Source organism: Flavobacterium sp. KY-23415, from assembly GCF_055384985.1.
The window spans coordinates 3,142,142-3,165,530 of the sequence record NZ_AP044001.1 but is presented as its reverse complement, the minus strand read 5'-3'; the positions used below and the strand labels follow the sequence as shown (position 1 = coordinate 3,165,530).

Sequence of the window (23,389 nt, the reverse complement as noted above, 5' to 3'; positions counted from 1 at the left end):
TTATATACATCAAATAGTAATGAAAATTATTTGTTTCCAATTTCTAAAATAGAATCTATATGTTAAAAACTATTTCAAATTTATTTAAATACAGAAAATATTCAAAAATTTTTAAAAAAGAATATAACGATTATTTACAAGGAAAAAGTAATTCTCAAAAAGGATATATTGCTTTTAGAAAACTATTTGTTTTTACACATGGGAAATCTAATGATTCACTTTCGAATGAAATTAACAATTCTATTGGAAAATATAAAACTATTGATAAAAAAGGAATACTTGAAAACTACACAAGTGAACAAATAAAAAATGCCATTGATGAAATGAGACAAAATGGTTATCATATTTTTGATATAGAATTGGATACTGAGACTTTAAATGAAATTTATCAGTATGCAGCAACCACTCCAGTATCCTATATGAATACTAGCAATGATAATCAAGAATACTCTTCAGAAAAAATACTTTTTGATTCTACTAATCCAATATCTCCAAGGTATGAATTTACTCAAAACGAAATATTAAAATGTAATGCTTTACAAAAATTAATATTTGATTCATCTTTTCTAAATTTTGCTCAAGAATATTTAGGTTGCAAGCCAATTTTAGATCTAGTCGCATTTTGGTGGAGTGCACCTTTTGGAGGTAAAGCTAAAAATGCTGCAGCACAAATGTATCATTTTGATCTAGATAGAATAAAATTTATGAAATTTTTCTTTTATATCACCGATGTAAATACAAACACAGGACCGCATTGCTATGTTAAAGGATCGCATGGCAAGTTACCTAAGCAAATTAACCGAGATGGAAGATTTGAAGATTTTGAAATAGAAAAAATTTATGGAAAAGAGAATTTAATAGAAATAAATGGAAAAAAGGGAAGTATAATTGCTGTTGACACTCGTGGCTTCCATAAAGGGAAAGAACTCATTGAAGGAAAAAGACTTCTATTTCAAATACAGTATACCAATAGCTTGTTTGGTCAAACTTATCCTGCAATAAATGAAAGCCTTATTCTTCCAGAATATAAAAAAATAACACAAGAGTACACTAGAACATACACTAATATCTCGTAAATGAATTCACTTGATACGATACACAATCAAACCATACTAATACAAAGCTCCTATCATCCTATTCCGCATTTAGAAACGGAAATGGAAATAGTAGAACGTTTATTAGAACAAAATAACACCATTTATTGGCTAGTTTGCAAAAAAGATTTCAAAGTCTGTTTCAACAATCCTACACATGATAAATGGATTTGTAATGTGTGCATTTCTAGAGTAAAAAAAGGAATTCAAGAAGTAAAAAAAAATACTAAAAATCCAGAAAAATTAGTAGTTATAGATTATTCGAATTATTTAAAATTTGAAGAATATATAGCTAAACAAAATTTAAAATTTGATTTTAATTCTATTCAAGAGTTAAAGAAATATTCTTATAATGGTTATGATTTAGGTATGGCAACTGCCTCTTCTTTGGTTTCTTTTACTAGAGATCATGAGCCTCAATTAGATAATCATCAAAAATTTATTGTTGATGGAATTAAAACAGGAGCTTATTTGTTTGAAGTTTTTAATACAATAACAAAAAATATTAATCCAGATTTAGTAATCTTTTTTAATGGACGTTTTGTTGAAAATCGTCCGTTATTGCGAACATGCCAACAAAACAATATAAAATATGCGACTCATGAAAGAGGTGGTAAATTAGACACCTTTTTATTTAGAGTCAACTCTATACCACATTCTATTGAAACAGTGAGTCAGGAAATGGAATCTTTATGGAAAAATGCCAAAGATGATAAAAATGAAGTAGGAAAACGCTTTTATACAAATAGAATTCAACGTGTTGAAGACGCTTGGTATTCTTTCACAAAAGAGCAACAAGAAGGAAGATTACCAGAAAGTTTTAAACATAATGAGGAAAAAAAAGTCATCACTATATTCAATTCTTCTTTAGATGAATATGAAGGTTTGGAAGGGTTTGGACCTTATTTTTATAAAAACGACAATTTAGGAATCAAACAGATTGCCCAAGCGCTTTCATCACATGAAAATATAAAATTATATTTAAGAATACATCCTAATTTGAAAGGATTAAATAACGCTCAAAATAAATTTATAGATGAAGAATTAAAAACAATTGATAGTATTGAAATTATTGGAGCGGAGGATAGTGTCGATACTTATGCCCTAATCAATAAAAGTGATATCATTGTTGTATTTGGCTCTACAGTTGGGGCAGAAGCTGCTTTTGCTGGCAAAAATGTCATTCTATTAGGAAGAGCTGCTTACGAGAATTTAAACTGCTTTTACATACCTAAATCTCATGAGGAAGCGATAAACGCAATTACAAATTCATCTTTCAAATTTCCAAAAATTGATTCTGAAGAGACTTTAAAATATGGCTATTGGAATGAAAATTTTGGTATAAAGTATCAAAACTACGAGCCTATTAATATCTCTAAAGGAACTTACAAAGGAAAGAAAATAAAAGCGAACCTTATTACTAGTGAGTTGAAAAGGTTTTTTAATAAAAAGAAATAATCATATTTAGCTTTATAAAAGCTACTAATATTGAAACTACATTTAATATATGGTAAAAATATTATTTTAGTCTTTTATATTTTTACCAAAAAAATACCCCAAAACAGTATTTCACTTTTTGGGGTATTTTATATAATTCTTTATATTTTATAATTCTTCTTTGAAAGTATCGTGTAAATTAATGTCTCCTGAGTTATACCCTTTCATAAACCATTTCATACGTTGTTCAGAAGTTCCATGAGTAAAAGAATCGGGAACAACATGTCCTTGCATTTTACTTTGAATGGCATCATCTCCCACTGCATGTGCTGCACTTAATGCTTCTTCAATATCTCCTTCTTCTAAGTATTTTCTATTAAAATGTGCCCAAAGACCAGCATAAAAATCGGCTTGTAATTCTAAACATACTGACAATCTATTTCCATCAACTTTACTTAGGTTCTGCTGCTGCTGTCTTACTTTTTGAGACGTTCCTAATAATGTTTGAACGTGATGCCCTACTTCATGCGCAATAACATAGGCAATGGCAAAATCACCTCCTTTTGCTCCAAAACGTGTGCGTAATTCTTCAAAAAAGCGTAAATCCATATACACTTTTTTATCAGCTGGACAGTAAAAAGGTCCTGAAGCAGCTGTTGCGCTACCACAAGCGGTTTGAACAGCATCTGTAAACAATACCATTTTTGGTTTTTCATAGGTGCCTATTTGATTATCTCTAAAAATTTTTGTCCAAATATCTTCTGTATCCGCTAAAACAGTTTTAGCAAAATCTCCCAAAGCAATTTCTTCTGGAGTTAGTGCTCGTTGTTCAGTAGTCTGTTCTGTTGCTTGTCCTTGATTCATTTGTTCTAACATAGGAGCAACCATTTTTCCTGTATCGCCTCCAAAAACTTGCAATAAAAGTACAATAATCCCAATAATTCCACCACCTGCAACTATTTTACCTTTTGAAGACATTCCTCTTCTGTCTTCTACATTATCACTTTGTCTTCTTCCTTGCCATTTCATAAATTATATCTTTTTTAAAGTTTAAATTCTGAGGTTCCAATTTCGTCAATAATACTTTCCTCTTTAATACCAATTATATTGTCATATAAAGCAAAAGTCATTGCTGGCCAATACGGAATGGTAAACAAAATCCCAATACATAATGCTATAAGTCCCAATAGAACACCAATAACCGCAATTACTAATGCAGCAAAAATATAGATGGGTTGTTTCGCTACTAATTTAACACTTTTTTCAATAGCTTCACCAAAATTTTGATTTCCAAAAATTACTAGAGGTAGAAATAATATTGTAAACCAAGTTAAAATTATTTGAATAATAAATCCTAAAAAAGACAAACTAACTAAATCTAACAAAGTAGATAAACCGACCGATGCAATTGATATTATTATTGAACCTGCAATTATATCTTTAACATATTTTCCTTTATAATATTCGAAAATTGTACCTATTTCTAATGATTTATTCTTTTTTGCTAAATAACATAACTTAAGAAAACCTGCATTTAATGGTGCAATTAATGCTGTGTAAACAACTGTAAAAGCAAGCATTCCTATAATATAGACAGAAGTAGTCTTCATTCCTTCTAACTCAACTGCAAAATTCGCCATGTCTGCAACACCAAAAACAACAATGAATAGAAAAAAATATAAAACAGCCATTACTATCCCAACAAGCAAATAACCTAATCCAGAAATCAGAAACGTTTTTTTAAATATTTCAAAACTATCATCTATCACTTTTCCTAAGTCTAAACTATACCCTTTATCAATTTTTTCATTAATCTTATTCTCCATATTTTATTTATTTTTTTACTAAGAACAAATATAATTGAAAAAAACATGAAATTAAATTATTAATACGAATTCAGTTACTAAAATTCATCACAATAAAAAACACCAATTAATAAAAGTACTAATTGGTATTTCTAAATTGTTTTAAAAATTAACACGTGTTGCTAACCTCCTAGCTCCATCAGAATTTGGATGAATTTCATCTCTCCAATAACGGGAATCATTTAAAACCCCTCTAAAATCTATAATTTCTGTCTGAAAACGATACCTTTCATTAAATTTATTTTTAATATATCGTAATAAATAATAGAATTTATCTAACAATCGAATAATAATATAAGCTTTTAAAATATCATCTGTAATTCGATATTGATCAAAAACAGGTTGTACCCAAGGTCCTAATGGAAGACTAACACCAGCTAGAGAAGGCTTTACTCCTAGCTTAAACATTGGATAATCATAAGTGTGCATGTAAAAACGTGATCTTTCACTTGTATGGGAGTTAACAATTGCTCCAAAAGACATATAATTTTGGTACACACTTCCAAAAATTGAATTTAAGTTTGCTTTATTAAAAATTGCATTATCAAAAGCTGTTGTATTTAAATACCTTCTATATGCTATGCATTTTCTTTTCAGAGCATCACCAGAAAGGGTTCTTAATTCTGCTAATTTAGATGCATCTGTAAAAAAATTATCTTGAAAAATAGTATGCGTACTTTTAACAATTCGATCTAATTTTGGAAAAACATCATTACCACCACCACTAAAATAAATTCTATCAATTCTATAATTAGAAATGTATTGAATAAAATTGGCCCGGTCTCTGTACATGTCGGACGTGGTTTCTCCAAATTTAGCTAAATGAAGTGCGTTTAAATTTAACTGTTGGTTCCTATCACTTATAGTATCATATAAATCTAATACTCTTGGCACTGGATAATCTAACCACGAATCGCCTTCAAAAATGACATTCAAAGTATTCGCATCGTTTGCTTTTCTTCTGAAGAAAAAAGCGTTTGTCACAAATGGTTGGTGTACCGACTCATCATCACTTTCTGTACTATTTCTAGACTCAATTATTTCTTTTAGCCGTCTAAAAGTGTCATCATCTGGATAAATATTACCTGTAATTTTTAGACTATTAATCGATTGAAAATTTAAAATTGAAACCACTGTATCATCTGAATGTATGGGTTGAATAATCCCATTTTCTCTAATAGGATAACCTTTACCTATTAATAGTCTTTGAATAATTGCTACATCATTTGGATTATTAACGGCATTAATTCCAACACTATTTGCAATTGTAGTTGTTCTTGGTCTAGAAATAGTATTTCTTCTTTGTTCGGCTGGTTGGGTTATATAATTTTCCATGTTTGAATTTGTTTATTATATTATTTTATTAGGGTTAATATATCCATTTCCTGCTCTATATATTTCTAATTGATTTTCACTTAATTGAAAAGGATCGCAAGAATGAACTATTTTTTTTCTAATTTGTAGAATATTTAAGTGTGGTTCTTTTTCTAAAATTTTAACGATCAGTGAAGCAACATAAGGTGCTGCCATACTACTTCCACTTTTAGATGTTAATTTATTATTTGCTCTTGAATCTCTTGAAGAAGCAGAACAAGAGGATTTAATTTTATACCCTGGAGCAATAACTTCGGGTTTCATTCTTCCATCTACAGTTGGGCCAGAACTACTAAAAGGCAATATAGGTCTTTCTTTTTCTAACTGATTATAGGCTCCAACAACTATACTATATTTTGAATTACAAATGGAATTGGTTGTATGGGTTCGTTGTGCAATATTTGGTAAAAAAATAGATTGACCTTTATCGTCTCTTTCAATGTAGCAATGATATCTTCCATTAATTATTTTTTTACCTACTAATTCAATTGTCCAAAATTTTGATTTTTGTTTGCCATTAATTAAAATATTAATATGGTTTTTACCCGTATTGGGTTCGTTTTCTCGATGCAAACATATGCCTACTTCATCATTATTACTTACAATAATTTCGTCTTCAAAAGGAACAGATTCTAGAAGTACTTCTCCTCTATCGTCTATAATATTCACAGCCATTATATCCTTACCTTCATACCAAATTTCTAACTCATTGGGTGTTTGGTCTCTTTTTTTAAACAGCCAAGGAATCTTTATGATTTCATTTTGCTTAATATCTCCAAAAGTATGTGCTCTTGCTTGATGATAATTTCCTGTACTTTGCACAATTGCAGTTCCATTTCTTTTAAGAAGAATAGTGTCTATTGCTTGCTCAACCAATGTTTTTCCTGTATGAGCATCACCATGACCACCGAGGCTCATATTTATAACGACAGGTCTATTCCCCGCTTCTGTCAATATAAAGTCTAATCCTTCTACTAATTTTACAGAATCTCCTAAAGACAAATTGGAACCATTAACTAGGTTTGTTCCCATATCTACGGCGATTATTGGAGAATTAGATGCAAATCCTTTTTTTGCTACTTTTCCATTACTACAAGCAATTCCCAAAACATGTGTTCCGTGTGTTCCTGTTCCAAATAAATCTGTTCCTCCTGGATGATAGTCAACTTTTTGAAAGGGTTTGGCTTCTTTTAAAGCATCATTTAATTGATTGGAATGAAGGTATTTGCCATATCCATACTTATTGGGTTCTGAGTATTTGCCTGTTTGTACCCAAATTTTTTCTATACGAGTTTTTCCATCATCTATAAAATCTTCATGTGTAAAATCGAATCCAAAATCTATTACTCCAAAAACAACATTAGACTTCTTTTTTTTTCTTGTAGTAACTGCACAATAGCGATAATTCATCTGATTATGATTACAATAATCATCGGCAGGAACAACATTTGGTGCTTTTAAACTTTTTACTTCTTTACAATTATATACTTCATCTAAATGCTTTCTTTTAATTCTACAACTAACAATATCTCCAAATTGAGTAACTATCCTACAATTTTGAGGCCTAAACTGCTTATTTTCCAACCTCATTAATAACGACAATTCTTCTTCTGGATTTCCGTAAAGTATTATTTTGAGTCTTGGATCCATTATTTAAACTTTTAATTTATATTTTATATTCGCTAAATTCCCTGTAATAATTGGAATCAACATGAATTCTTTGTGCATAAAAAAGTTTACTGATTTTCTTGTGAGCTCTGCATAAAAATCACTTTCAAAGAAAGCTGCTATATATTCAACCTCCTTAATTTCTTCTTTTGTTAAATAGTCTTCTTTATTTTTATAATCTAAAATGAACTTTATGTCTTCTTTGATTTTTTGAATATCTATATACTTTGAGAAGAAGTAATCAAAAAATTTTATCCTTTCTTTTTTTGCTTTGGCTGACAATTTGAGCACTGGATATACTTCATTTAATTTTTTTAAGATTTTATCATTTTGCTTCGTAATATCTTCAAGGTTTATGTTTTCTGTTTGCATATTATTTTCTTTTTTGTTTCGCTTTTTCTTCTGGTAATGCAGTTTCTTCAGGATAATCGCTCTTAGAAATTTTTACTAATATTTCTTCTATTTTATTTTCGTTAACCCTGTTTTTTTCCAACAAGTTCAGTAATTCACTTTTAATCTTTTCTAAATAAGTGTTTATTAAAGTCATTTCCTTTGCGTTCTGCTCTAGCATTAGTGCAATTTTTTCAACTTTTTCTGTTAATACCTTAATTTTTATTGCATTCTCCGCTGAATTATTTGTATTTGAGTTCCCAATTTCACTTGAAGTATCTATTATTTCAACAGATTTAACATCATATTTTGGTTGAAGATTCTTTGCTTGGTTTTCAATAACCAAATAATCAACCATAGTGTTTTGAGAAATAGCTCCCATTAATAGTGCTGTTGTTTGAACTTTTTGTTTATCTGTTACATTATAGTATTTTGCCCTACTCTCTGCAATTAGATAGTTCAATATCATATTTATTGAATTCATAATTATTTTTTTTAAAAGCCAATAACTTCCAGTAATACTAAAGTCATTGGCTCAAATTATTACTGTTTATTTAACCACATTGTCCATTCTCGTTTAGTCTATTTGTAAAACATTTTCGAACTCCAAAAAATGTTTCAGACCCTAACAGATTAAAACAACCTGCAAACCAAGTCGATTTTACTCCATTTTCACATCCTTCTAAATAGCAAAAAAATAAAAACCTATACTCTTTTACCCAATTAAAGTCATAACACCATTTTTCAACTGTTCTCACACAAGTTCTAAACCATTCCCATGGCCACCCTCCTGGGCACCAATATCTTTCTTCTACTATTGTTCTTACTGGCATTTTTCTATATTTTTTAGTTTATTAAACGCTTTAGTAACAATTTGCTTTAGTTTTTTATTATTTTTTCTTTTTTGAGACAATTTTCCTATTATTCCTATTATTAAATGAATAATAAAAAAGAAAATAATTAAAGAACTTAATTGTTGCACAAAAACATAAAATAAAGTACTTATGACTAATGAAACAGGTAATAATATTAAGAGAAGTGATCTTCCACTATTACAACCACAATCATTGATTAGAAAGTTGATTTGTTCTTCTAACTCTTCATTTTCTAGACTTGAAAATGAACTCAATTTAATTGAAACCTTTTTATACTTCTTTTCAAGTAGTTTCAAAAGTGTTTCTTTACTATTTACTATTAGCATAAGTACTTTTATTTATTATTTTTGATTTTGCATCATCATCATAACAATTAAAGGTAAAGTCATGTTATTATCACTACTATTCTCTTTGTTTTGACTCATTAATAACACCAATGGCAACATCATGTTATTGTCTGATTTTCCAGTTGATGAATCACCCATTGTGGTCATCATTGGTAATATTAACGACATAGTTTGATCTACTTCAATGGCTTTTTTACCATTAACTTCTTGGATTTTTTCAGAAATGACTTGTCCTTCGCTATTTTTTGTTTGAACAATTTCTAAATTTTCCGTTTTTAATTTCGGTTGATTCAATAATGATCCCATCATACTCATCATTTGCATATTACGAAGTACTTTGGTTTGATTTTCATTTTTTCTAGCGTCTAATTTTGCTAATTCTGTGTGTTTAGAGTCTAAAGCAGAAAGTGCTTTATTGGTTGAGATGGATGTTTTTTTCAACTCATTTACATCGCCTGAAATTGTGTCTAAAGCTTTTTTCAAATCACTTTTTGTGGCAAAATCTCTTGCACTTCCACTTAATGATTTTCCAAAATTTGATTGTTGATTAACACGTGGCCTTACTGTTGGTCTAATTCTACCAAATCGTCTTCTTCCCCTTCTCTTGGCTTCATCAAAATCTTCATCAAAACTTTCTAATAAATCTTCGTTTAATAAGTCTTCACTCAATAAATCTTCGTCTAAATAATCTTCAAATTCGTACATAATTTTAATTTTTAATTGTTAATTTTTGTTGAAATAGTGTTTGTTATATTTTTCTATAGCTGGATTAATATATTTATTAAATAAAATGAAATCTGGAACATTTGTTCCTGGTTTGCCTGAACCAAAGCATTCTGTACAATTAGTATTTTCTCCAAAACACTCCACACAAGCTCCAATTGCTTTTGCTAAATCGTCATTCTGATTTAATTCTAGTTCCAATTGAGCTTTCAAACCTTCAACTATTGTGAATAATTTTCGGTTAATTTTTTTGAGTTTATTTATTTGATTTTCAAGTTCTGGATCAACTTTTGAGTTTTCTACGATGGCTTCAACCTCAATTTCCTTTTGTTCCATCATGGGCTGCATCAACTCGAAATACTTTGCCATTTCTGGGTTTTGTTCTTTTAATAATTTAATATAAGCTTCCATAACTATATCATTTTTAAAGTATTAAAGAGATGCTATTGCATTTTCAATTCTATCTATTCTATTTGGAGAATATGTCCCAATGAATTGCCCATAATCATCTACATAATAATCTTCCGTTGGAATTAGTCCGTCATTATAATATTCATACAAAATATTCTCAGTTAAATAATTAATCGACTCTACTAACTCTGCAAATGAATGGCTTTCAATGGGTGCATTTGGACTAGCTGTTCCTAAATTTTGTTGCACTTGTCCTGCTTGAAATTGCGGGTTATTGATAATCCCACCTAATTGATTATAAAGCCCTTGCACTCTTCCTATATCTCTTGCTGTTCTCGGGTTTAATTGTACTGGATTATCTTGTACATACTGCTTTACTGCTGGAAGAACTGCTCTACCTGCATTTGCAAGGTATCTTGTTGTGTCTCGCCATGTTTGCCCAAGTTGTTGACTCCCATGATTTGGTCTTTGCGGCTGTGGACGTCTTGGAGATGGATTCCTTCTTGGCTGCCTTCTTGGTCCTCTATTTGGAATATTTACATTTGAAAGTGCTGTACTTGCTGATCCCGCTAAATTTCCAACTAAGCCACCTACAGCTCCTCCAATTTGAGGGGCACCAAAATAGGTTCCCACTGCTGTTCCTGCTATAGGAGCAATAGCCGAAACTCCTCTTAAAACACCTGATCCGATATTTTTAGCAACATTACCTAGACTAGACCAAAAGCCTTCTTCTTCACTTTCTGACATTAAATCTACTCTAGAAAGTAATTCATTTTCTAATTCACTTTCACTTAAATCCGAATATTCTGGACCTAAAACATATCTTACTGCTTCGAAATAATCTTGTTCACTGAAAGATTCTCCTTCAAAAACTTCATGATATAAACTCATAATATTTAGTTTTAATTAATTTTCCCTACTCTTTTAAGGTTTTTCAGATTCACCTATCATTTTTTGAGCTCAATTTTGATTTTGTAAAATTGCAAAAACATAGAAGCTTAAAAAAGAGCACTTTACCCCTTTTTTACCAAGGATTTTCGAGGTTTATTTCAGGATAATAACAAGGAATAAATTATATGTATTTAACTTAAAAAAGGCAGAAATCACTTTAAAAAAAAGGGTGTTTTCCCCCTTGTTTAGCGCTTCAGTTAAAGATACTTTTGTATCATATCAATTTAAAATCAATACAATTATGAAAAAATTAATGGCAGATGATCTTCAAACTATAGATCTTCAATTAAATGATTTAGATAATAACACCTGTGAACCGAAACAGTTGATTACACATGAATTTGCAAAACAGCTTTGTTCTAATCATAGTGCTAAAAAAATGAATGACAATGACGCAAATGCAGTATGGTATTCTTTGGAAGAATTAGAAAATTATATCAATTTTATTAAAAAAGAAGGAAATAATAAAGGATATGAAGTAGATGGCATTCGATTCTATTTTGGAACCTATCCTAATAGTGAAAAACATGGAGAAAAAGCTGGGATGACAACAATATTTTTAAGTCCAACAGGGCAGAAATCAGGAGCAGAAAATAATAAAACAATAAATTTTGTTACAAAAGATGCTTCAAGTCAAAGTGATGATATTACAGAAATTAGTCCACTGAACTATGGTTCAATGGGAAATCCTCCAAAAATGGTTTATCCATCAAATTAAAAAATGTTAGAAAATATAAGATTTTATACTATTTATTTAGCTTTGTTATCTGGAATTGTAGGCTTATTTTTTTATCATAAGCTACCAAATAACAAAGCTAAATCAATTTTAATCATGATATGGTTATCTGTTCTTATTGAATTTTTAGGAATAAATTTTAGTAAATGGACAGGTAAAATTAACTATTTCATTTTTAATTTTTACATTTTAATAAGCTTTTTCTATTATATATACCTACTAAAACTGTTACTAAATAGAATAAACAATAAGATAATTGCTACTATTTTTTTAATTTTATTTGTTATCTTTTACATTATAAATTTCTTTCTAATTCAACATAACTTCGACAAAACATTTACAAATAGTTTTACTTTAGGTGTGTTTTTTGTATTGATTTTATCTTGTCTTTATTTAATTGAAATCTCAAATTCGGAAAAAATATTAAATTTTAAACGTTCCATTTATTTTTGGTTTATTCTTGGAGTATTATTATTTCACCTTCCGTTTTTACCATTTATGTTAGCTATTGACTGGTTTTTGATTGAAAGAGTAGAATCTATATATAGTTTCGTCTTATTTATTTTAAATTTACTAATGCATAGTTGCTTCATAATCGGATTCATATGGACAGAGAAGAGATACAATTATTAGTCATTTCCCTTAGTATTGTATTCTTTACATTATTAATATTATTATTTGCATTATTTTTCTATTTTCAGAAGAAAAAAACTCAGTTTCTTATTGATAAAATGGAATCCGAAATTCATTTTCAGTCAGAACTCATTAAAACAAGAGTTGAAATTAAAGACCAAACACTATCAGAAATAAGTAAAGAATTACACGATAATATTGGACAAATTATTTCAGTAGCCATAATGCAGGTTAATTTATATTTAAAGGACAAAGAAAAAATAACTATTGAAGACTTGAATGAACATAAAGAAGTCTTAGCGAAATCTTTAGATGAAATTAGAATTTTATCGAGATTAATTAACAAAGACAATTTAATTAATACTAATTTTATAGAATCTATTAAAAATGATTTTGATCGAATTCAAAAGTTGAAGAATATTGAGTGTATTTTTAATCACGACGATAGTTTTCCAAAAATTAATGTAGAACATGAATTAATATTATATCGTATTTTTCAAGAAGCAATACATAATAGTTTAAAACATTCGTTAAGTAAAAAGTTAGAAATGGATGTGATTTGTGAGAGTAAAAAGCTTATCATAAAATTAAAAGATTATGGTGTTGGTTTTGATGTTAACAAAGGAAGCAAAGGATTAGGTCTAAACAACATTCGCTTTAGGGCTAAACTTATTGGGGCAAAAACTATAATAGATTCTAATGAAAATGGAACTGCTATAATTTTAGAATATACTCTTAAACAAAAAAAATGAAAGCTAAAAACAAAGTAATAATTATAGATGATCATTTATTGTTTTCACAATCGCTAAAATTTTTGATTAATAGTTTCGATGATTTTAATGTGGTTGATAGTTTTGAGAACGGTAAAGATTTTATTGATTCTGTGGTAGCCAATAAAATTGACTTAGACAAAATTGACATTGTTTTACTTGATGTAAATATGCCTATTCTTGATGGTTTAAAAACAATGGAATGGGTAAAAAATAACAAAGAAGAATTAAAAGTAATTGCGCTTTCTGTAAATGACGATGAAGAAACAATCATTAAAATGATGAAAAATGGTGCGAAAGGATACTTACTAAAAGATACTTCTCCACAAATTTTTGAAGAAGCATTAAAAACAGTTTCAGACAAGGGTTTTTTCTTCACAGAGTTAGTTTCTGGTCTTTTAATTAATAGATTGGATCAAGATAAAAATATAAAATTAGAGCTTAAAGAGAAAGAAATAATCTTCATTAAACATGCTTGCACAGAGAAAACCTATAAAGAAATCGCAGATGAAATGTGTCTGAGTCCTAAAACAATTGATGGTTATAGAGAAAATCTTTTTGCAAAATTAGAAATTAGAACAAGAATTGGTTTAGTACTATATGCTATTAAAAATAAAATTGTCAACATAGAATAAAAAAACAAGTGATTGTAAAATACACAATCACCTGTTTTAACAACTTTAAAATTAATGTTTTTTATTTCGTATTTAAGTAAATTTTCTTTGAAAAATTACCATATTTTACAATATAAATTCCGCTAGATAGATTCAAATTAAAATTTCCTTTATTATTTTCTATTGTTTTATTGAAAACACGTTGCGACAATACATTATAAACACTAATTTCCTTAGCAGGTGACGTCATTTCTTCAAAATTATAAAAAAGTTGATTTTCGAAAACATAAACATCATCTTTCACAAGTTCAGCAAAATTATCAGACTGAAGTGTTGCCTGAGAATTTAATGCATTCAATAAAGAATTTGGATCAGAAGGATGTAAATCATTAGTCAATTCCCAAATTATAATCCCTTGATGACCATAATTATCTATATAATCAAATTTGTTTTTAATGCTTTGAGGTGTTTCATAATAAATTGATTTTCCGTTGGTATTTATAAAACCACTATAGTTCTGACTATCAACAGGATCATAACTCGTAGGAGCATTAGGGTATTGGTTCACTATATCTTTATATGCTAGTGTAATAAATCCGTTGCCTCCATTCGGTTTTGGAGTAGAGAAATCATATCCGTAAAAAGGGGCACCAATACACAGTTTAGCTCTAGGCACATTGAAACCTCCATCGTGATTCCAAGCAGGTAGTGCAAGTCCCTGCCAATACTCTAAAGCATCTTGAGCAGAATAAATTGGATTATCATTTGATTGATTAGTATAACTATCTAAAGGCACTTTAAACAAAGCTGTATGAGGACCATAAGGAGTAGCAGACCAAGAGCCTGTAAAATCATAGGTCATTAATCCAATCCAATCTAAAGAACTAGCCATTGTATCATCATAATTATTCCCATACCAAGAAGTTCCAAAAACAGCAGCAGACAACAACAAGTTCGGGTTCAGAATTTTGATTTTTTCAGCTAATTTTCTCAAACCAATTCCTGCCACATGCGGTCCGTTATCAGGACCACCCCATTTATCCCCTCTAACTCTGCCTCCCTGATCTGAAGTTCCAGAAATTGCTGGATCTGCCCACCAACATTCCATATCCAAATCAACTCCATCAATTCCTTTCGCAACAGCATAGTCAACAATATATTGAGCTATTTCTTGCAGTTTAACATCGTCATCATGATATTTATTCATCAACCATAAAAAACCATAATCAATAGCACCTCCAATTGCAACAGAAACTTGAACATTATTATTATGTGAAGTCGCTAACAAATTCTGTGTGAACAAAACATTATCTACATCTGTATTACTTTGAGCTGTAAACTCTACAGATGCAAAATTATTTGACGAAAAGTCGTTATTATTTGTTTTAAATTCTAAAAAAGAAACAATAACATTAGTTACTTTAGTTGGATCATAATCATTAAAATTATAAGTAGTATTCCAAGTTGGCATATAGCCAATAATCCTTTTCTGGGAAGAATATGCATTTCCTAATACATCATCTACAGCTCCACATTTGCCTAAAAAATTCCAATCGCCACTAGGAGGTGTTGTATTTGTCCAATACTTAGCTTCATAATTATTATTGTCTTTAGAAACTTTATTTCCTTGTACATAAACGCCACCAACTACATGATTAGAAAAGCATGGAGGAAAAGTGTATTGACTAAAGGTATAAAAAGACAGAAAGCATAGAAATAAGGTAAATTTTGTTTTCATTATAAACTGTTATTTAATTAATTATCTGATTAACGTATGTTAAACAATCAAAACTAATTAATAATCAGAGCATAGTACCCCCTAATTACAGGGGTATTATTAATTTATCACAAAATCTAAAACATTAGTAAAAAAACTAATTCTGGCTCAAATTAATACCAACACCCAAAACATTTGGCAAATAGGAACCATTAAATTTATTTTTTATTACAAATTTATAGTCTCCATTTTTAAAATTGGCATTTTCTTTAATAGTAATATATAAATCACATAAGTCTCCTGTACAATCTGCTATATCCTTTCCGTTATCATCTTTTATTTTGGCATTAACTGGAATAACTTCTTTAGTCTTATCTGGGTAAAAGATATCGATTTCAAAAGGTACGTACTGAAATTGAAAATCATAGACATGGCTAAAATGCAATTGAAGATTTGCGTTATCTATATCCTTATCTAGAGTTATATTGAAAGATTTACCTTCTGAAGTGGACCATCTGTTATTCTTGAAATCTTTATCAAACTCACTAAAAACGTTTTTCTGATTACATGATAAGCCCAAAAAAACAATTATAAGTATTAAACAACGAAAAATATTCATTTAAATTTTATTTTGAAACATAAATATAAAAAAAAGACCTGACAAAATCAGGTCTTTTATATATTTTTCTTTGAAGATTATTATTCCTCCTTTTTAAATTCTGCCATTTTTTTAGCTTCTTTATCACTCATTGTATCATTCATTACTGGAGTTGCAACAAATAACGATGAATAAGTTCCAACTAAGATACCCACTAAGATAGCAAATACAAATCCTTTTACAGAATCTCCTCCAAAGAAGAAAATTGCTAATAATACAACCAAAGTAGTTGCAGAAGTATTTATTGTTCTACTCAATGTAGTATTTAATGCTTTGTTTACTAAACCTTTGAAATCTGGCGAAGAATTATAATCTAAATATTCTCTCACACGGTCAAACACAATTACAGTATCATTTAACGAATATCCAATTACCGTTAAAATTGCAGCAATAAACGCTTGATCTATTTCCATGTTGAATGGTAAAATAGTATAAAAGAAAGAGAAAATCCCCAATACAATAATAACATCATGGGCTACTGCAACTACTGCACCAAGTCCAAACTGCCATTTTCTAAACGACATCATTAGGTAAAGGAAAACAACAAATAAAGAACCTAAAACTGCCCAAATAGAGTTCGTTTTGATATCTTTAGAGATTGTCCCAGACACTTTTGAAGATTGCATAATACCTGTATTTTTACCTTCGTAAGAATTTACAAATTTATCAGCAGTCATATCTGCTGGTAAGTTTTTCTTAAGCGCTTCAAATAACATTTTATTCACTTCAGCATCAACACCAGTTCCTTCTTCATCTACTTTATATTTTGTAGTAATTTTCAATTGCTTGTCATTACCAAAAATTTTCGCTTCTGCACTTCCAAAAACAGCAACTAAATCTTTAGTAACTTCTGGAGCTGAAACAACTTTATCAAAACGTACTTGATATGTTCTACCTCCAACAAAATCAACACCTTGGTTTAATCCTTTAGTGAATAATGAAATTAAACTCAATACGATTAATATTCCAGAAATCATGTAAGCAATTTTACGTTTTCCTAAGAAATCAAAATTTAAGTTTTTAAACCAATTTTTAGTGATTGATGTTGAAAATTCGATTTTCTCATTTCTACTCAAACTCCAGTCAAGGAAAATTCTTGTAATAAAAATTGCAGTTACTAATGACGTTAAAATACCGATTAACAAAGTAGTAGCAAACCCTTTGATTGGTCCTGTTCCTAATACAAATAATATTAAGGCTGTAATAAAGGTAGTTACGTTTGCATCAACGATAGAAGACATTGCTCCTTTCCAAGTATAGGCATAGTTTACAGCTTCTTCTACAGTTTTTCCAGAATCTAATTCTTCTTTCGCTCTTTCATAAATAATTACGTTAGCATCTACTGCCATACCAATAGTTAAAACAATACCTGCAATACCTGGCAATGTTAATACTGCACCAAAACTAGCTAATGCTCCAAATATGAATAAAATATTTACTAACAACGCTAAGTTTGCATAGAAACCTGCTTTTCCATAATAAACAACCATCCATAATAATACTAAAGAGAAACCAATAATAAATGATAACATACCACTTCTAATTGATTCTTTACCTAATGATGGTCCAACAACTTCTGATTGAACAATTTTTGCTTCTGCTGGTAATTTACCTGCTCTTAGAACGTTTGCTAAATCTTTTGTTTCATTTACAGTAAAGTTACCTGAAATTTCTGATTGTCCACCAGAAATAGCACCTCTACTAACTCCAGGAGCAGAATAGACAATATTATCTAAAACAATTGCAATGGCATTACCTTGTTGAGAAACTTTTCCTGTTAACTTTTCCCATTGTTGAGCACCTGCACCATTCATTTGCATTGAAACAGCTGGCCTTCCTTGTTGATCAAAAGTATCTCTTGCATCATCAATAACCCCACCACTAATAGGTGCTTTACCATCTCTATCTCTTTTTAATCCATATAGTTCAACAATTTCAGGGTTTTTAGCATCAATTTTACCCCATACAAATTTAATATTTGCAATATTGTTTGATAGGTTAGCTTTGATGTCATTTCTTCTTAAATATCCACCAATTATAGCTGTATCTGCAACTCTCGCATATCCTAATACAGAAAAACCTTGTTGTTGAGTAATTTGTAATTTTTCAAATAGTGGGTTAAAAACTACTTTGGTTGTATCTGCATTATCTGTTAATAATTCAGATAAATCTTTTGAAGTTGAATCTTTTTCTGTTTTTTTAGTTTCTACTTTTGTAGTTTGTTTTTCAGTAGCTTTTAAAGCTTCGTTTGCAGCAACTAAATAATTAGCTACTTCATCAATCTTATAGGTTTCCCAAAATTCTAATTTTGCTGTACCTTGCAATAAAGTTTTAATACGATCAACATCTTTTGCTCCAGGTAACTCAACTAAAATTCTTCCTGAGCTACCTAACATTTGAATATTTGGTTGTGTTACACCAAATTGGTCAATACGTTTTCTAAGTACTCCAAAAGCACTTTCTACAGATTCGTTTACTTTCTTTTTAATGATTGGTTCAACTTGATCATTTGTCATATCAAATTTAATATCATTATCTAAACTTCTATTTCCGAAAATATCAACACTTGCTAAATTTAATTTTGCAGCGTTAGCCGCTTTAAAGAAAGCATCTATATAATCTTCATTTCCTTCTTGATTATCTTTTGCATCTTGCAACGCTTTAAGAAAACCAGCATTTTTAGATTCATTAGCCAAACCACTCAAAATATCTTTAACCGAAATTTGAAGGATTACGTTTAATCCACCTTCAAGGTCAAGACCTTTCTGTAATTGATTATCTCTAACTTCATTGTAAGTCTTCCCTAAGAAAACTTCTTTTTTCCCAATTGAATCTAAATAACTTAATTCTTTTGTGAAATCACCTTTAGCATGTGCTTTAGCATCTTTTGCAATACTATTGGCTACAAAAGTGAAAGAAAGTTGGTAAATACAAACTACCGCGAAAAGAATTGCGAAAAATTTAATTAGTCCTTTATTCTGCATTATTACTATAAATTAATTTATTCTATTTTATAAAAACGGACAAATATATAATTTACAATAAGATTAACCAATTTTATTTCTTAATAAAATTGGTTTTTTACAATTATCTCTTATTATAGACCATATAAAAAAAACTGTCAAACATTATGACAGTTTTTTGTGCTTTCTCCTTATTGTATTACAAAACTGATTTCAAATCAGCATTCATATTACGAACTGCTTCTGCACTTTTAGCAAATAATGCTTTTTCTGCATCATTCAATTGTACATCTACAATCTCTTCGATACCGTTTTTACCAATTATACATGGCACACCGATACAAATATCATTTTGTCCATATTCTCCTTCCAACATTACCGAGCAAGGTATCATTCTTTTTTGATCGTTCAAAATACTATCTACTAAATAAGCCACAGAAGCTCCTGGAGCATACCAAGCAGAAGTACCTAACAAACCTGTTAAAGTTGCACCACCTACCATAGTTGAAGCTGCAACTTTATCTAATTCTTCTTGAGAAAGGAAATTAGATACAGGTGAACCATTATAAGACGCCAATCTTGTTAATGGAATCATCGTTGTATCTCCATGACCTCCTATTACCATACCTTGGATATCATTTCCTGGTTTTTGCAATGCTTGAGACAAGAAATATTTAAAACGAGAACTATCTAAAGCTCCACCCATTCCAATAACTCTATTTTTAGGTAATCCAGTAGCTTTCAATGTTAAATAAGTCATTGTATCCATTGGATTAGAAACTACAACTATAATTGCATTAGGAGAATGCGTTAATACATTATCTGCAACAGATTTCACAATTCCAGCATTAATTCCAATTAATTCCTCACGTGTCATTCCTGGTTTCCTTGGAATCCCCGAAGTTATAACAACAACATCACTTCCTGCTGTTTTTGAATAATCATTTGTACTTCCTGATACTTTCGTGTTAAAAACCGTAGTTGTTGCACATTGCATAATATCCATGGCCTTACCTTCTGCAAAACCTTCTTTAATATCTAACAATACAACTTCACTTGCAATTCCTCTATATGAAATTACATCCGCACATGTTGCTCCTACGTTTCCAGCACCTACTATAGTTACTTTCATTTTATTATATTTATTTATTTTTTTTAAAATTTATATTGTACTCCAATATTGAGATTAGCAAATTTACCAAAAGCAAACGAACTTTGCAAAGCCAATCTATTAATATGATAAATACCTGAAATTTCACATATATAGTTAACTTTATCCTTTTCTATTCTTGTTAACAAATCATTAATAATATCTTGAACAGGTATAAAACCCTCTATCGTTCCTTTGGGGCCGCTTACTAAGTATTCAAATTTACTATTATTTACGATAAAATTTCCTATTAACTCAAAATTTTTAAATTCTTTTGATGCAACAAGGTTAAAATGCCAAGTATCCACTTTACCATTTATTTGATTTATTCCTAAATTACCATAGGGTGTATCAATATCTAAAAAATCAAACCCAATATCTTCTTTAGTAAAGATTGTTGCAACAGCTACATTTATTTTTTTATTTTCCAATCTTGAAAAATGTTGGCTTATGTTATACTTTAATCCTCCTCCGAATACCTGATAATATCCTTTTTTTAACTTTGTTTTTGTTGCATATCTTCCTGTAAACTCAAATCCCAATGGTAATTCTAAACTTGCTTGCAAATAAGGATACACTATTGTTTCTTGATTAACCCCCTCTGGTGTTTTAAAACGAACTTGCTCGCCTCCTATTTCACCAACTAAATAAACTTGATTATCATCTCCTAAAGCGCTAGGCACCGTTGCAGTGGTATTCCCTTCAATTTCAAAAAACTGAAAATCAGTATTATTAATTGTAAATTTTCTATCTTTTTTAGGAACAAAAAAGATATTTGTATGCAAACCAATAGAAATATCCCAAAGTTTTTTCTTCTTTGGAGACAACACCCATCCTGATGAAGATTGATAAACAGCTGCATCTGTGATAGGGATTATATACTGTTCAGAATACAAAAGGGCATCTGATAGCAGATACCCTATTTTATCAAAATCATTTGGTGCTTGTGCATTAGCTTTCAAAACAGCTAACAAAAAAACAAAACACGTTATGATTTTCTTCATTTATACGTCGATTTTAGCGTAAGCTGCGTTCTTTTCAATAAACTCTCTACGAGGTGGCACCTCATCTCCCATTAACATTGAGAAAACTCTATCCGCTTCTGACAAACTATCAATTGTTACTTGACGTAATGTTCTATAGTCTGGATTTAATGTTGTATCCCATAATTGTTCTGCATTCATTTCTCCAAGACCTTTATAGCGTTGAATATTTACACTTCCTCCCATTTGCATCGCAATTTTATCGCGTTGATCATCATTCCATGCATATTCTTTTTTATTTCCTTTCTTAACTAAATATAGAGGAGGAGCTGCAATATAAACATGTCCGCCTTCAATTAGTTCTTTCATAAATCTAAAGAAGAATGTTAAAATAAGAGTGGAAATGTGAGAACCATCAACATCGGCATCACACATAATCACTACCTTGTGATAACGTAATTTCGAAAGATTTAAAGCTTTACTATCGTCTTCTGTTCCTACAGTAACTCCTAAAGCGGTAAATATATTACGGATTTCTTCATTTTCAAAGACCTTGTGTTGCATTGCCTTCTCAACGTTCAAAATTTTACCTCTTAATGGCAAAATAGCTTGAAACATCCTATCTCTTCCTTGTTTTGCAGTTCCGCCTGCAGAATCTCCCTCGACAAGAAAAATTTCGCATTTTGCTGGATCTTGTTCAGAACAATCTGATAGTTTACCTGGCAAACCACCACCGCCCATAACGGTCTTGCGTTGTACCATTTCTCTAGCTTTTTTTGCAGCGTGTCTTGCTTGCGCAGCTAAAATAACTTTTTGAACAATAATTTTGGCATCATTTGGATTTTCTTCCAAATAATTCTCTAACATCTCAGCAACTGCTTGAGAAACTGGAGAAACAACCTCCCTATTTCCTAATTTTGTTTTTGTTTGACCTTCAAATTGAGGTTCAGCAACCTTAACAGATATAATTGCTGTTAAACCTTCACGAAAATCATCACCTGAAATTTCAAATTTTAATTTATCGAGTAACCCAGAAGCATCTGCATACTTTTTTAAAGTACGGGTTAACCCCATACGGAATCCTTGCAGATGTGTTCCTCCTTCATGTGTGTTAATATTATTTACATAGGAAAAAATATTTTCATTATAACTCTCATTATAGATCAAGGCTACCTCTACAGGAATTTCACCTTTGTCATTTTCCATACTGATAACATGACCAATAATTGGCACACGATTACCATCTAGGAACTTAACAAATTCTTTTAACCCTTCTTTAGAATGAAATACTTCAGAAATATGATTCCCATCTTTATCAACATTTCTTTTATCTGTAAGGGTAATGGTTATCCCTTTATTTAAAAAGGATAACTCTCGCATACGAGCTGCTAAAGTATCATAGGAATACTCTAATGTTTGAGTAAAAATGGTTCCATCTGGTTTGAATGTAACGCTAGTTCCTCTTTTATCTGTTGAACCAACTTGTTTAACAGGATAGAGAGACTTACCTCTTTCATACTCCTGTTCCCAAATTTTACCATCTCTAAAAACTGTTGCTTTTAAATGATCTGACAATGCATTCACACAAGACACCCCTACACCATGAAGTCCACCAGAAACTTTGTATGAATCTTTATCAAATTTTCCACCAGCACCAATTTTAGTCATTACAACCTCTAGTGCAGAAATTCCTTCTTTTTTGTGAATATCTACAGGAATACCTCGTCCATTATCTTCAACAGAAATTGAATTGTCCTCATTAATAAATACAGATATAGTATCACAATGTCCAGCTAAAGCCTCATCAATTGAATTATCAACAACTTCATACACTAAATGATGCAAACCTCTAACACCAGTATCACCAATATACATCGAAGGACGCATTCTCACATGCTCCATTCCTTCTAAGGCTTGAATACTGTCTGCTGAATAATTGTTTTTCTTTACTTCTTCACTCATATTTTAATTCTTATAATAGCCACATTATTATTTAACAGACAAATATAACTATTCTGTTAAAAAATTGG

Annotated in this window: 22 protein-coding genes; 5 read left to right on the top strand and 17 right to left on the bottom strand. The window is 30.1% G+C overall.

Annotated features, from left to right (window positions below; translation table 11 throughout):
• The first annotated feature begins 59 nt into the window (after nt 1-59).
• A complete protein-coding gene (locus ACZ49Z_RS13910) occupies nt 60-1,076 on the top strand; it encodes a phytanoyl-CoA dioxygenase family protein (RefSeq protein ID WP_464304914.1) in 1,017 nt (338 codons plus the stop codon).
• Complete coding sequence (locus tag ACZ49Z_RS13905) at nt 1,077-2,552, top strand: capsular polysaccharide export protein, LipB/KpsS family (protein WP_464304913.1); 1,476 nt, start codon at nt 1,077-1,079, stop codon at nt 2,550-2,552.
• A 147-nt stretch (nt 2,553-2,699) separates the two neighbouring features.
• Here the strand turns inward: ACZ49Z_RS13905 and ypfJ are convergent, their stop codons facing one another.
• From ypfJ to ACZ49Z_RS13850, 11 genes are all read right to left on the bottom strand, one after another.
• The gene (gene ypfJ, locus ACZ49Z_RS13900) at nt 2,700-3,560 is read right to left on the bottom strand and encodes a KPN_02809 family neutral zinc metallopeptidase (protein ID WP_464304912.1); all 861 of its coding nucleotides are present in this window, start codon (nt 3,558-3,560) and stop codon (nt 2,700-2,702) included.
• Between the two features lie 14 nt (nt 3,561-3,574).
• Nucleotides 3,575-4,357: a hypothetical protein gene (locus ACZ49Z_RS13895; RefSeq protein ID WP_464304911.1), complete on the bottom strand. Its 783-nt coding sequence runs from the start codon at nt 4,355-4,357 to the stop codon at nt 3,575-3,577.
• A gap of 141 nt (nt 4,358-4,498) precedes the next feature.
• Nucleotides 4,499-5,731, bottom strand: coding sequence for a peptidoglycan-binding domain-containing protein (locus tag ACZ49Z_RS13890; RefSeq protein WP_464304910.1), 1,233 nt, complete (start codon nt 5,729-5,731; stop codon nt 4,499-4,501).
• Nucleotides 5,732-5,746: 15 nt separating this feature from the next.
• Nucleotides 5,747-7,420: a S8 family serine peptidase gene (locus tag ACZ49Z_RS13885; protein WP_464304909.1), complete on the bottom strand. Its 1,674-nt coding sequence runs from the start codon at nt 7,418-7,420 to the stop codon at nt 5,747-5,749.
• A gap of 3 nt (nt 7,421-7,423) precedes the next feature.
• The gene (locus ACZ49Z_RS13880) at nt 7,424-7,810 is read right to left on the bottom strand and encodes a hypothetical protein (RefSeq protein ID WP_464304908.1); all 387 of its coding nucleotides are present in this window, start codon (nt 7,808-7,810) and stop codon (nt 7,424-7,426) included.
• Nucleotide 7,811: 1 nt separating this feature from the next.
• Nucleotides 7,812-8,312, bottom strand: a complete 501-nt coding sequence (locus ACZ49Z_RS13875; protein WP_464304907.1) for a hypothetical protein — start codon at nt 8,310-8,312, stop codon at nt 7,812-7,814.
• 70 nt (nt 8,313-8,382) lie between these two features.
• Nucleotides 8,383-8,661 carry a hypothetical protein gene (locus ACZ49Z_RS13870; protein ID WP_464304906.1) on the bottom strand — a complete coding sequence of 93 codons (279 nt, stop codon included), beginning with the start codon at nt 8,659-8,661 and terminating at the stop codon, nt 8,383-8,385.
• Nucleotides 8,652-9,029 carry a hypothetical protein gene (locus ACZ49Z_RS13865; RefSeq protein WP_464304905.1) on the bottom strand — a complete coding sequence of 126 codons (378 nt, stop codon included), beginning with the start codon at nt 9,027-9,029 and terminating at the stop codon, nt 8,652-8,654. Before ACZ49Z_RS13865 ends, ACZ49Z_RS13870 begins: the two co-directional genes overlap by 10 nt.
• Before the next feature lie 15 nt (nt 9,030-9,044).
• Nucleotides 9,045-9,755: a hypothetical protein gene (locus ACZ49Z_RS13860; RefSeq protein ID WP_464304904.1), complete on the bottom strand. Its 711-nt coding sequence runs from the start codon at nt 9,753-9,755 to the stop codon at nt 9,045-9,047.
• A gap of 18 nt (nt 9,756-9,773) precedes the next feature.
• Nucleotides 9,774-10,184, bottom strand: coding sequence for a hypothetical protein (locus ACZ49Z_RS13855; RefSeq protein WP_464304903.1), 411 nt, complete (start codon nt 10,182-10,184; stop codon nt 9,774-9,776).
• A gap of 21 nt (nt 10,185-10,205) precedes the next feature.
• Nucleotides 10,206-11,075, bottom strand: a complete 870-nt coding sequence (locus ACZ49Z_RS13850) for a hypothetical protein (protein WP_464304902.1) — start codon at nt 11,073-11,075, stop codon at nt 10,206-10,208.
• Nucleotides 11,076-11,376: 301 nt separating this feature from the next.
• Between ACZ49Z_RS13850 and ACZ49Z_RS13845 the strand changes: the two genes are divergently transcribed.
• From ACZ49Z_RS13845 to ACZ49Z_RS13835, 3 genes are all read left to right on the top strand, one after another.
• Nucleotides 11,377-11,853, top strand: a complete 477-nt coding sequence (locus tag ACZ49Z_RS13845) for a hypothetical protein (RefSeq protein WP_464304901.1) — start codon at nt 11,377-11,379, stop codon at nt 11,851-11,853.
• A 623-nt stretch (nt 11,854-12,476) separates the two neighbouring features.
• Nucleotides 12,477-13,256: a sensor histidine kinase gene (locus tag ACZ49Z_RS13840; RefSeq protein WP_464304900.1), complete on the top strand. Its 780-nt coding sequence runs from the start codon at nt 12,477-12,479 to the stop codon at nt 13,254-13,256.
• Complete coding sequence (locus ACZ49Z_RS13835) at nt 13,253-13,909, top strand: response regulator transcription factor (protein WP_464304899.1); 657 nt, start codon at nt 13,253-13,255, stop codon at nt 13,907-13,909. The genes ACZ49Z_RS13840 and ACZ49Z_RS13835 overlap by 4 nt, the downstream gene beginning before the upstream one ends.
• A 61-nt stretch (nt 13,910-13,970) precedes the next feature.
• Here ACZ49Z_RS13835 and ACZ49Z_RS13830 read toward each other — a convergent pair whose 3' ends face one another.
• The 6 genes from ACZ49Z_RS13830 to gyrB form a co-directional block, all read right to left on the bottom strand.
• Nucleotides 13,971-15,626, bottom strand: coding sequence for a glycosyl hydrolase family 18 protein (locus ACZ49Z_RS13830; protein WP_464304898.1), 1,656 nt, complete (start codon nt 15,624-15,626; stop codon nt 13,971-13,973).
• Nucleotides 15,627-15,762: 136 nt separating this feature from the next.
• On the bottom strand, nt 15,763-16,224 hold the full coding sequence (locus tag ACZ49Z_RS13825) for a gliding motility lipoprotein GldH family protein (protein ID WP_464304897.1): 462 nt from the start codon (nt 16,222-16,224) through the stop codon (nt 15,763-15,765).
• A gap of 80 nt (nt 16,225-16,304) precedes the next feature.
• Entirely contained in the window at nt 16,305-19,247 is a 2,943-nt protein-coding gene (secDF, locus tag ACZ49Z_RS13820) for a protein translocase subunit SecDF (RefSeq protein WP_464304896.1), read from the bottom strand.
• 178 nt (nt 19,248-19,425) lie between these two features.
• Nucleotides 19,426-20,358, bottom strand: a complete 933-nt coding sequence (gene mdh, locus ACZ49Z_RS13815) for a malate dehydrogenase (RefSeq protein ID WP_464304895.1) — start codon at nt 20,356-20,358, stop codon at nt 19,426-19,428.
• Between the two features lie 23 nt (nt 20,359-20,381).
• Nucleotides 20,382-21,380, bottom strand: coding sequence for a DUF6588 family protein (locus tag ACZ49Z_RS13810; protein ID WP_464304894.1), 999 nt, complete (start codon nt 21,378-21,380; stop codon nt 20,382-20,384).
• Nucleotides 21,381-23,321, bottom strand: coding sequence for a DNA topoisomerase (ATP-hydrolyzing) subunit B (gene gyrB, locus ACZ49Z_RS13805; protein ID WP_464304893.1), 1,941 nt, complete (start codon nt 23,319-23,321; stop codon nt 21,381-21,383).
• Nucleotides 23,322-23,389: the final 68 nt, after the last annotated feature.

What these genes read in the sequence shown, in the direction of transcription:
- ACZ49Z_RS13845 (WP_464304901.1), top strand. Translation starts at nt 11,377, where the DNA reads ATGAAAAAATTAATGGCAGATGATCTTCAAACTATAGATCTTCAATTA.
- ACZ49Z_RS13880 (WP_464304908.1), bottom strand. Translation starts at nt 7,810, where the DNA reads ATGCAAACAGAAAACATAAACCTTGAAGATATTACGAAGCAAAATGAT.
- ACZ49Z_RS13830 (WP_464304898.1), bottom strand. Translation starts at nt 15,626, where the DNA reads ATGAAAACAAAATTTACCTTATTTCTATGCTTTCTGTCTTTTTATACC.
- ACZ49Z_RS13895 (WP_464304911.1), bottom strand. Translation starts at nt 4,357, where the DNA reads ATGGAGAATAAGATTAATGAAAAAATTGATAAAGGGTATAGTTTAGAC.
- ACZ49Z_RS13885 (WP_464304909.1), bottom strand. Translation starts at nt 7,420, where the DNA reads ATGGATCCAAGACTCAAAATAATACTTTACGGAAATCCAGAAGAAGAA.
- ACZ49Z_RS13910 (WP_464304914.1), top strand. Translation starts at nt 60, where the DNA reads ATGTTAAAAACTATTTCAAATTTATTTAAATACAGAAAATATTCAAAA.
- mdh (WP_464304895.1), bottom strand. Translation starts at nt 20,358, where the DNA reads ATGAAAGTAACTATAGTAGGTGCTGGAAACGTAGGAGCAACATGTGCG.
- ACZ49Z_RS13835 (WP_464304899.1), top strand. Translation starts at nt 13,253, where the DNA reads ATGAAAGCTAAAAACAAAGTAATAATTATAGATGATCATTTATTGTTT.
- ACZ49Z_RS13890 (WP_464304910.1), bottom strand. Translation starts at nt 5,731, where the DNA reads ATGGAAAATTATATAACCCAACCAGCCGAACAAAGAAGAAATACTATT.
- ACZ49Z_RS13810 (WP_464304894.1), bottom strand. Translation starts at nt 21,380, where the DNA reads ATGAAGAAAATCATAACGTGTTTTGTTTTTTTGTTAGCTGTTTTGAAA.
- ACZ49Z_RS13850 (WP_464304902.1), bottom strand. Translation starts at nt 11,075, where the DNA reads ATGAGTTTATATCATGAAGTTTTTGAAGGAGAATCTTTCAGTGAACAA.
- gyrB (WP_464304893.1), bottom strand. Translation starts at nt 23,321, where the DNA reads ATGAGTGAAGAAGTAAAGAAAAACAATTATTCAGCAGACAGTATTCAA.
- ACZ49Z_RS13905 (WP_464304913.1), top strand. Translation starts at nt 1,077, where the DNA reads ATGAATTCACTTGATACGATACACAATCAAACCATACTAATACAAAGC.
- ACZ49Z_RS13860 (WP_464304904.1), bottom strand. Translation starts at nt 9,755, where the DNA reads ATGTACGAATTTGAAGATTATTTAGACGAAGATTTATTGAGTGAAGAC.
- ACZ49Z_RS13870 (WP_464304906.1), bottom strand. Translation starts at nt 8,661, where the DNA reads ATGCCAGTAAGAACAATAGTAGAAGAAAGATATTGGTGCCCAGGAGGG.
- ACZ49Z_RS13825 (WP_464304897.1), bottom strand. Translation starts at nt 16,224, where the DNA reads ATGAATATTTTTCGTTGTTTAATACTTATAATTGTTTTTTTGGGCTTA.
- ypfJ (WP_464304912.1), bottom strand. Translation starts at nt 3,560, where the DNA reads ATGAAATGGCAAGGAAGAAGACAAAGTGATAATGTAGAAGACAGAAGA.
- ACZ49Z_RS13840 (WP_464304900.1), top strand. Translation starts at nt 12,477, where the DNA reads ATGGACAGAGAAGAGATACAATTATTAGTCATTTCCCTTAGTATTGTA.
- ACZ49Z_RS13875 (WP_464304907.1), bottom strand. Translation starts at nt 8,312, where the DNA reads ATGAATTCAATAAATATGATATTGAACTATCTAATTGCAGAGAGTAGG.
- ACZ49Z_RS13855 (WP_464304903.1), bottom strand. Translation starts at nt 10,184, where the DNA reads ATGGAAGCTTATATTAAATTATTAAAAGAACAAAACCCAGAAATGGCA.
- ACZ49Z_RS13865 (WP_464304905.1), bottom strand. Translation starts at nt 9,029, where the DNA reads ATGCTAATAGTAAATAGTAAAGAAACACTTTTGAAACTACTTGAAAAG.
- secDF (WP_464304896.1), bottom strand. Translation starts at nt 19,247, where the DNA reads ATGCAGAATAAAGGACTAATTAAATTTTTCGCAATTCTTTTCGCGGTA.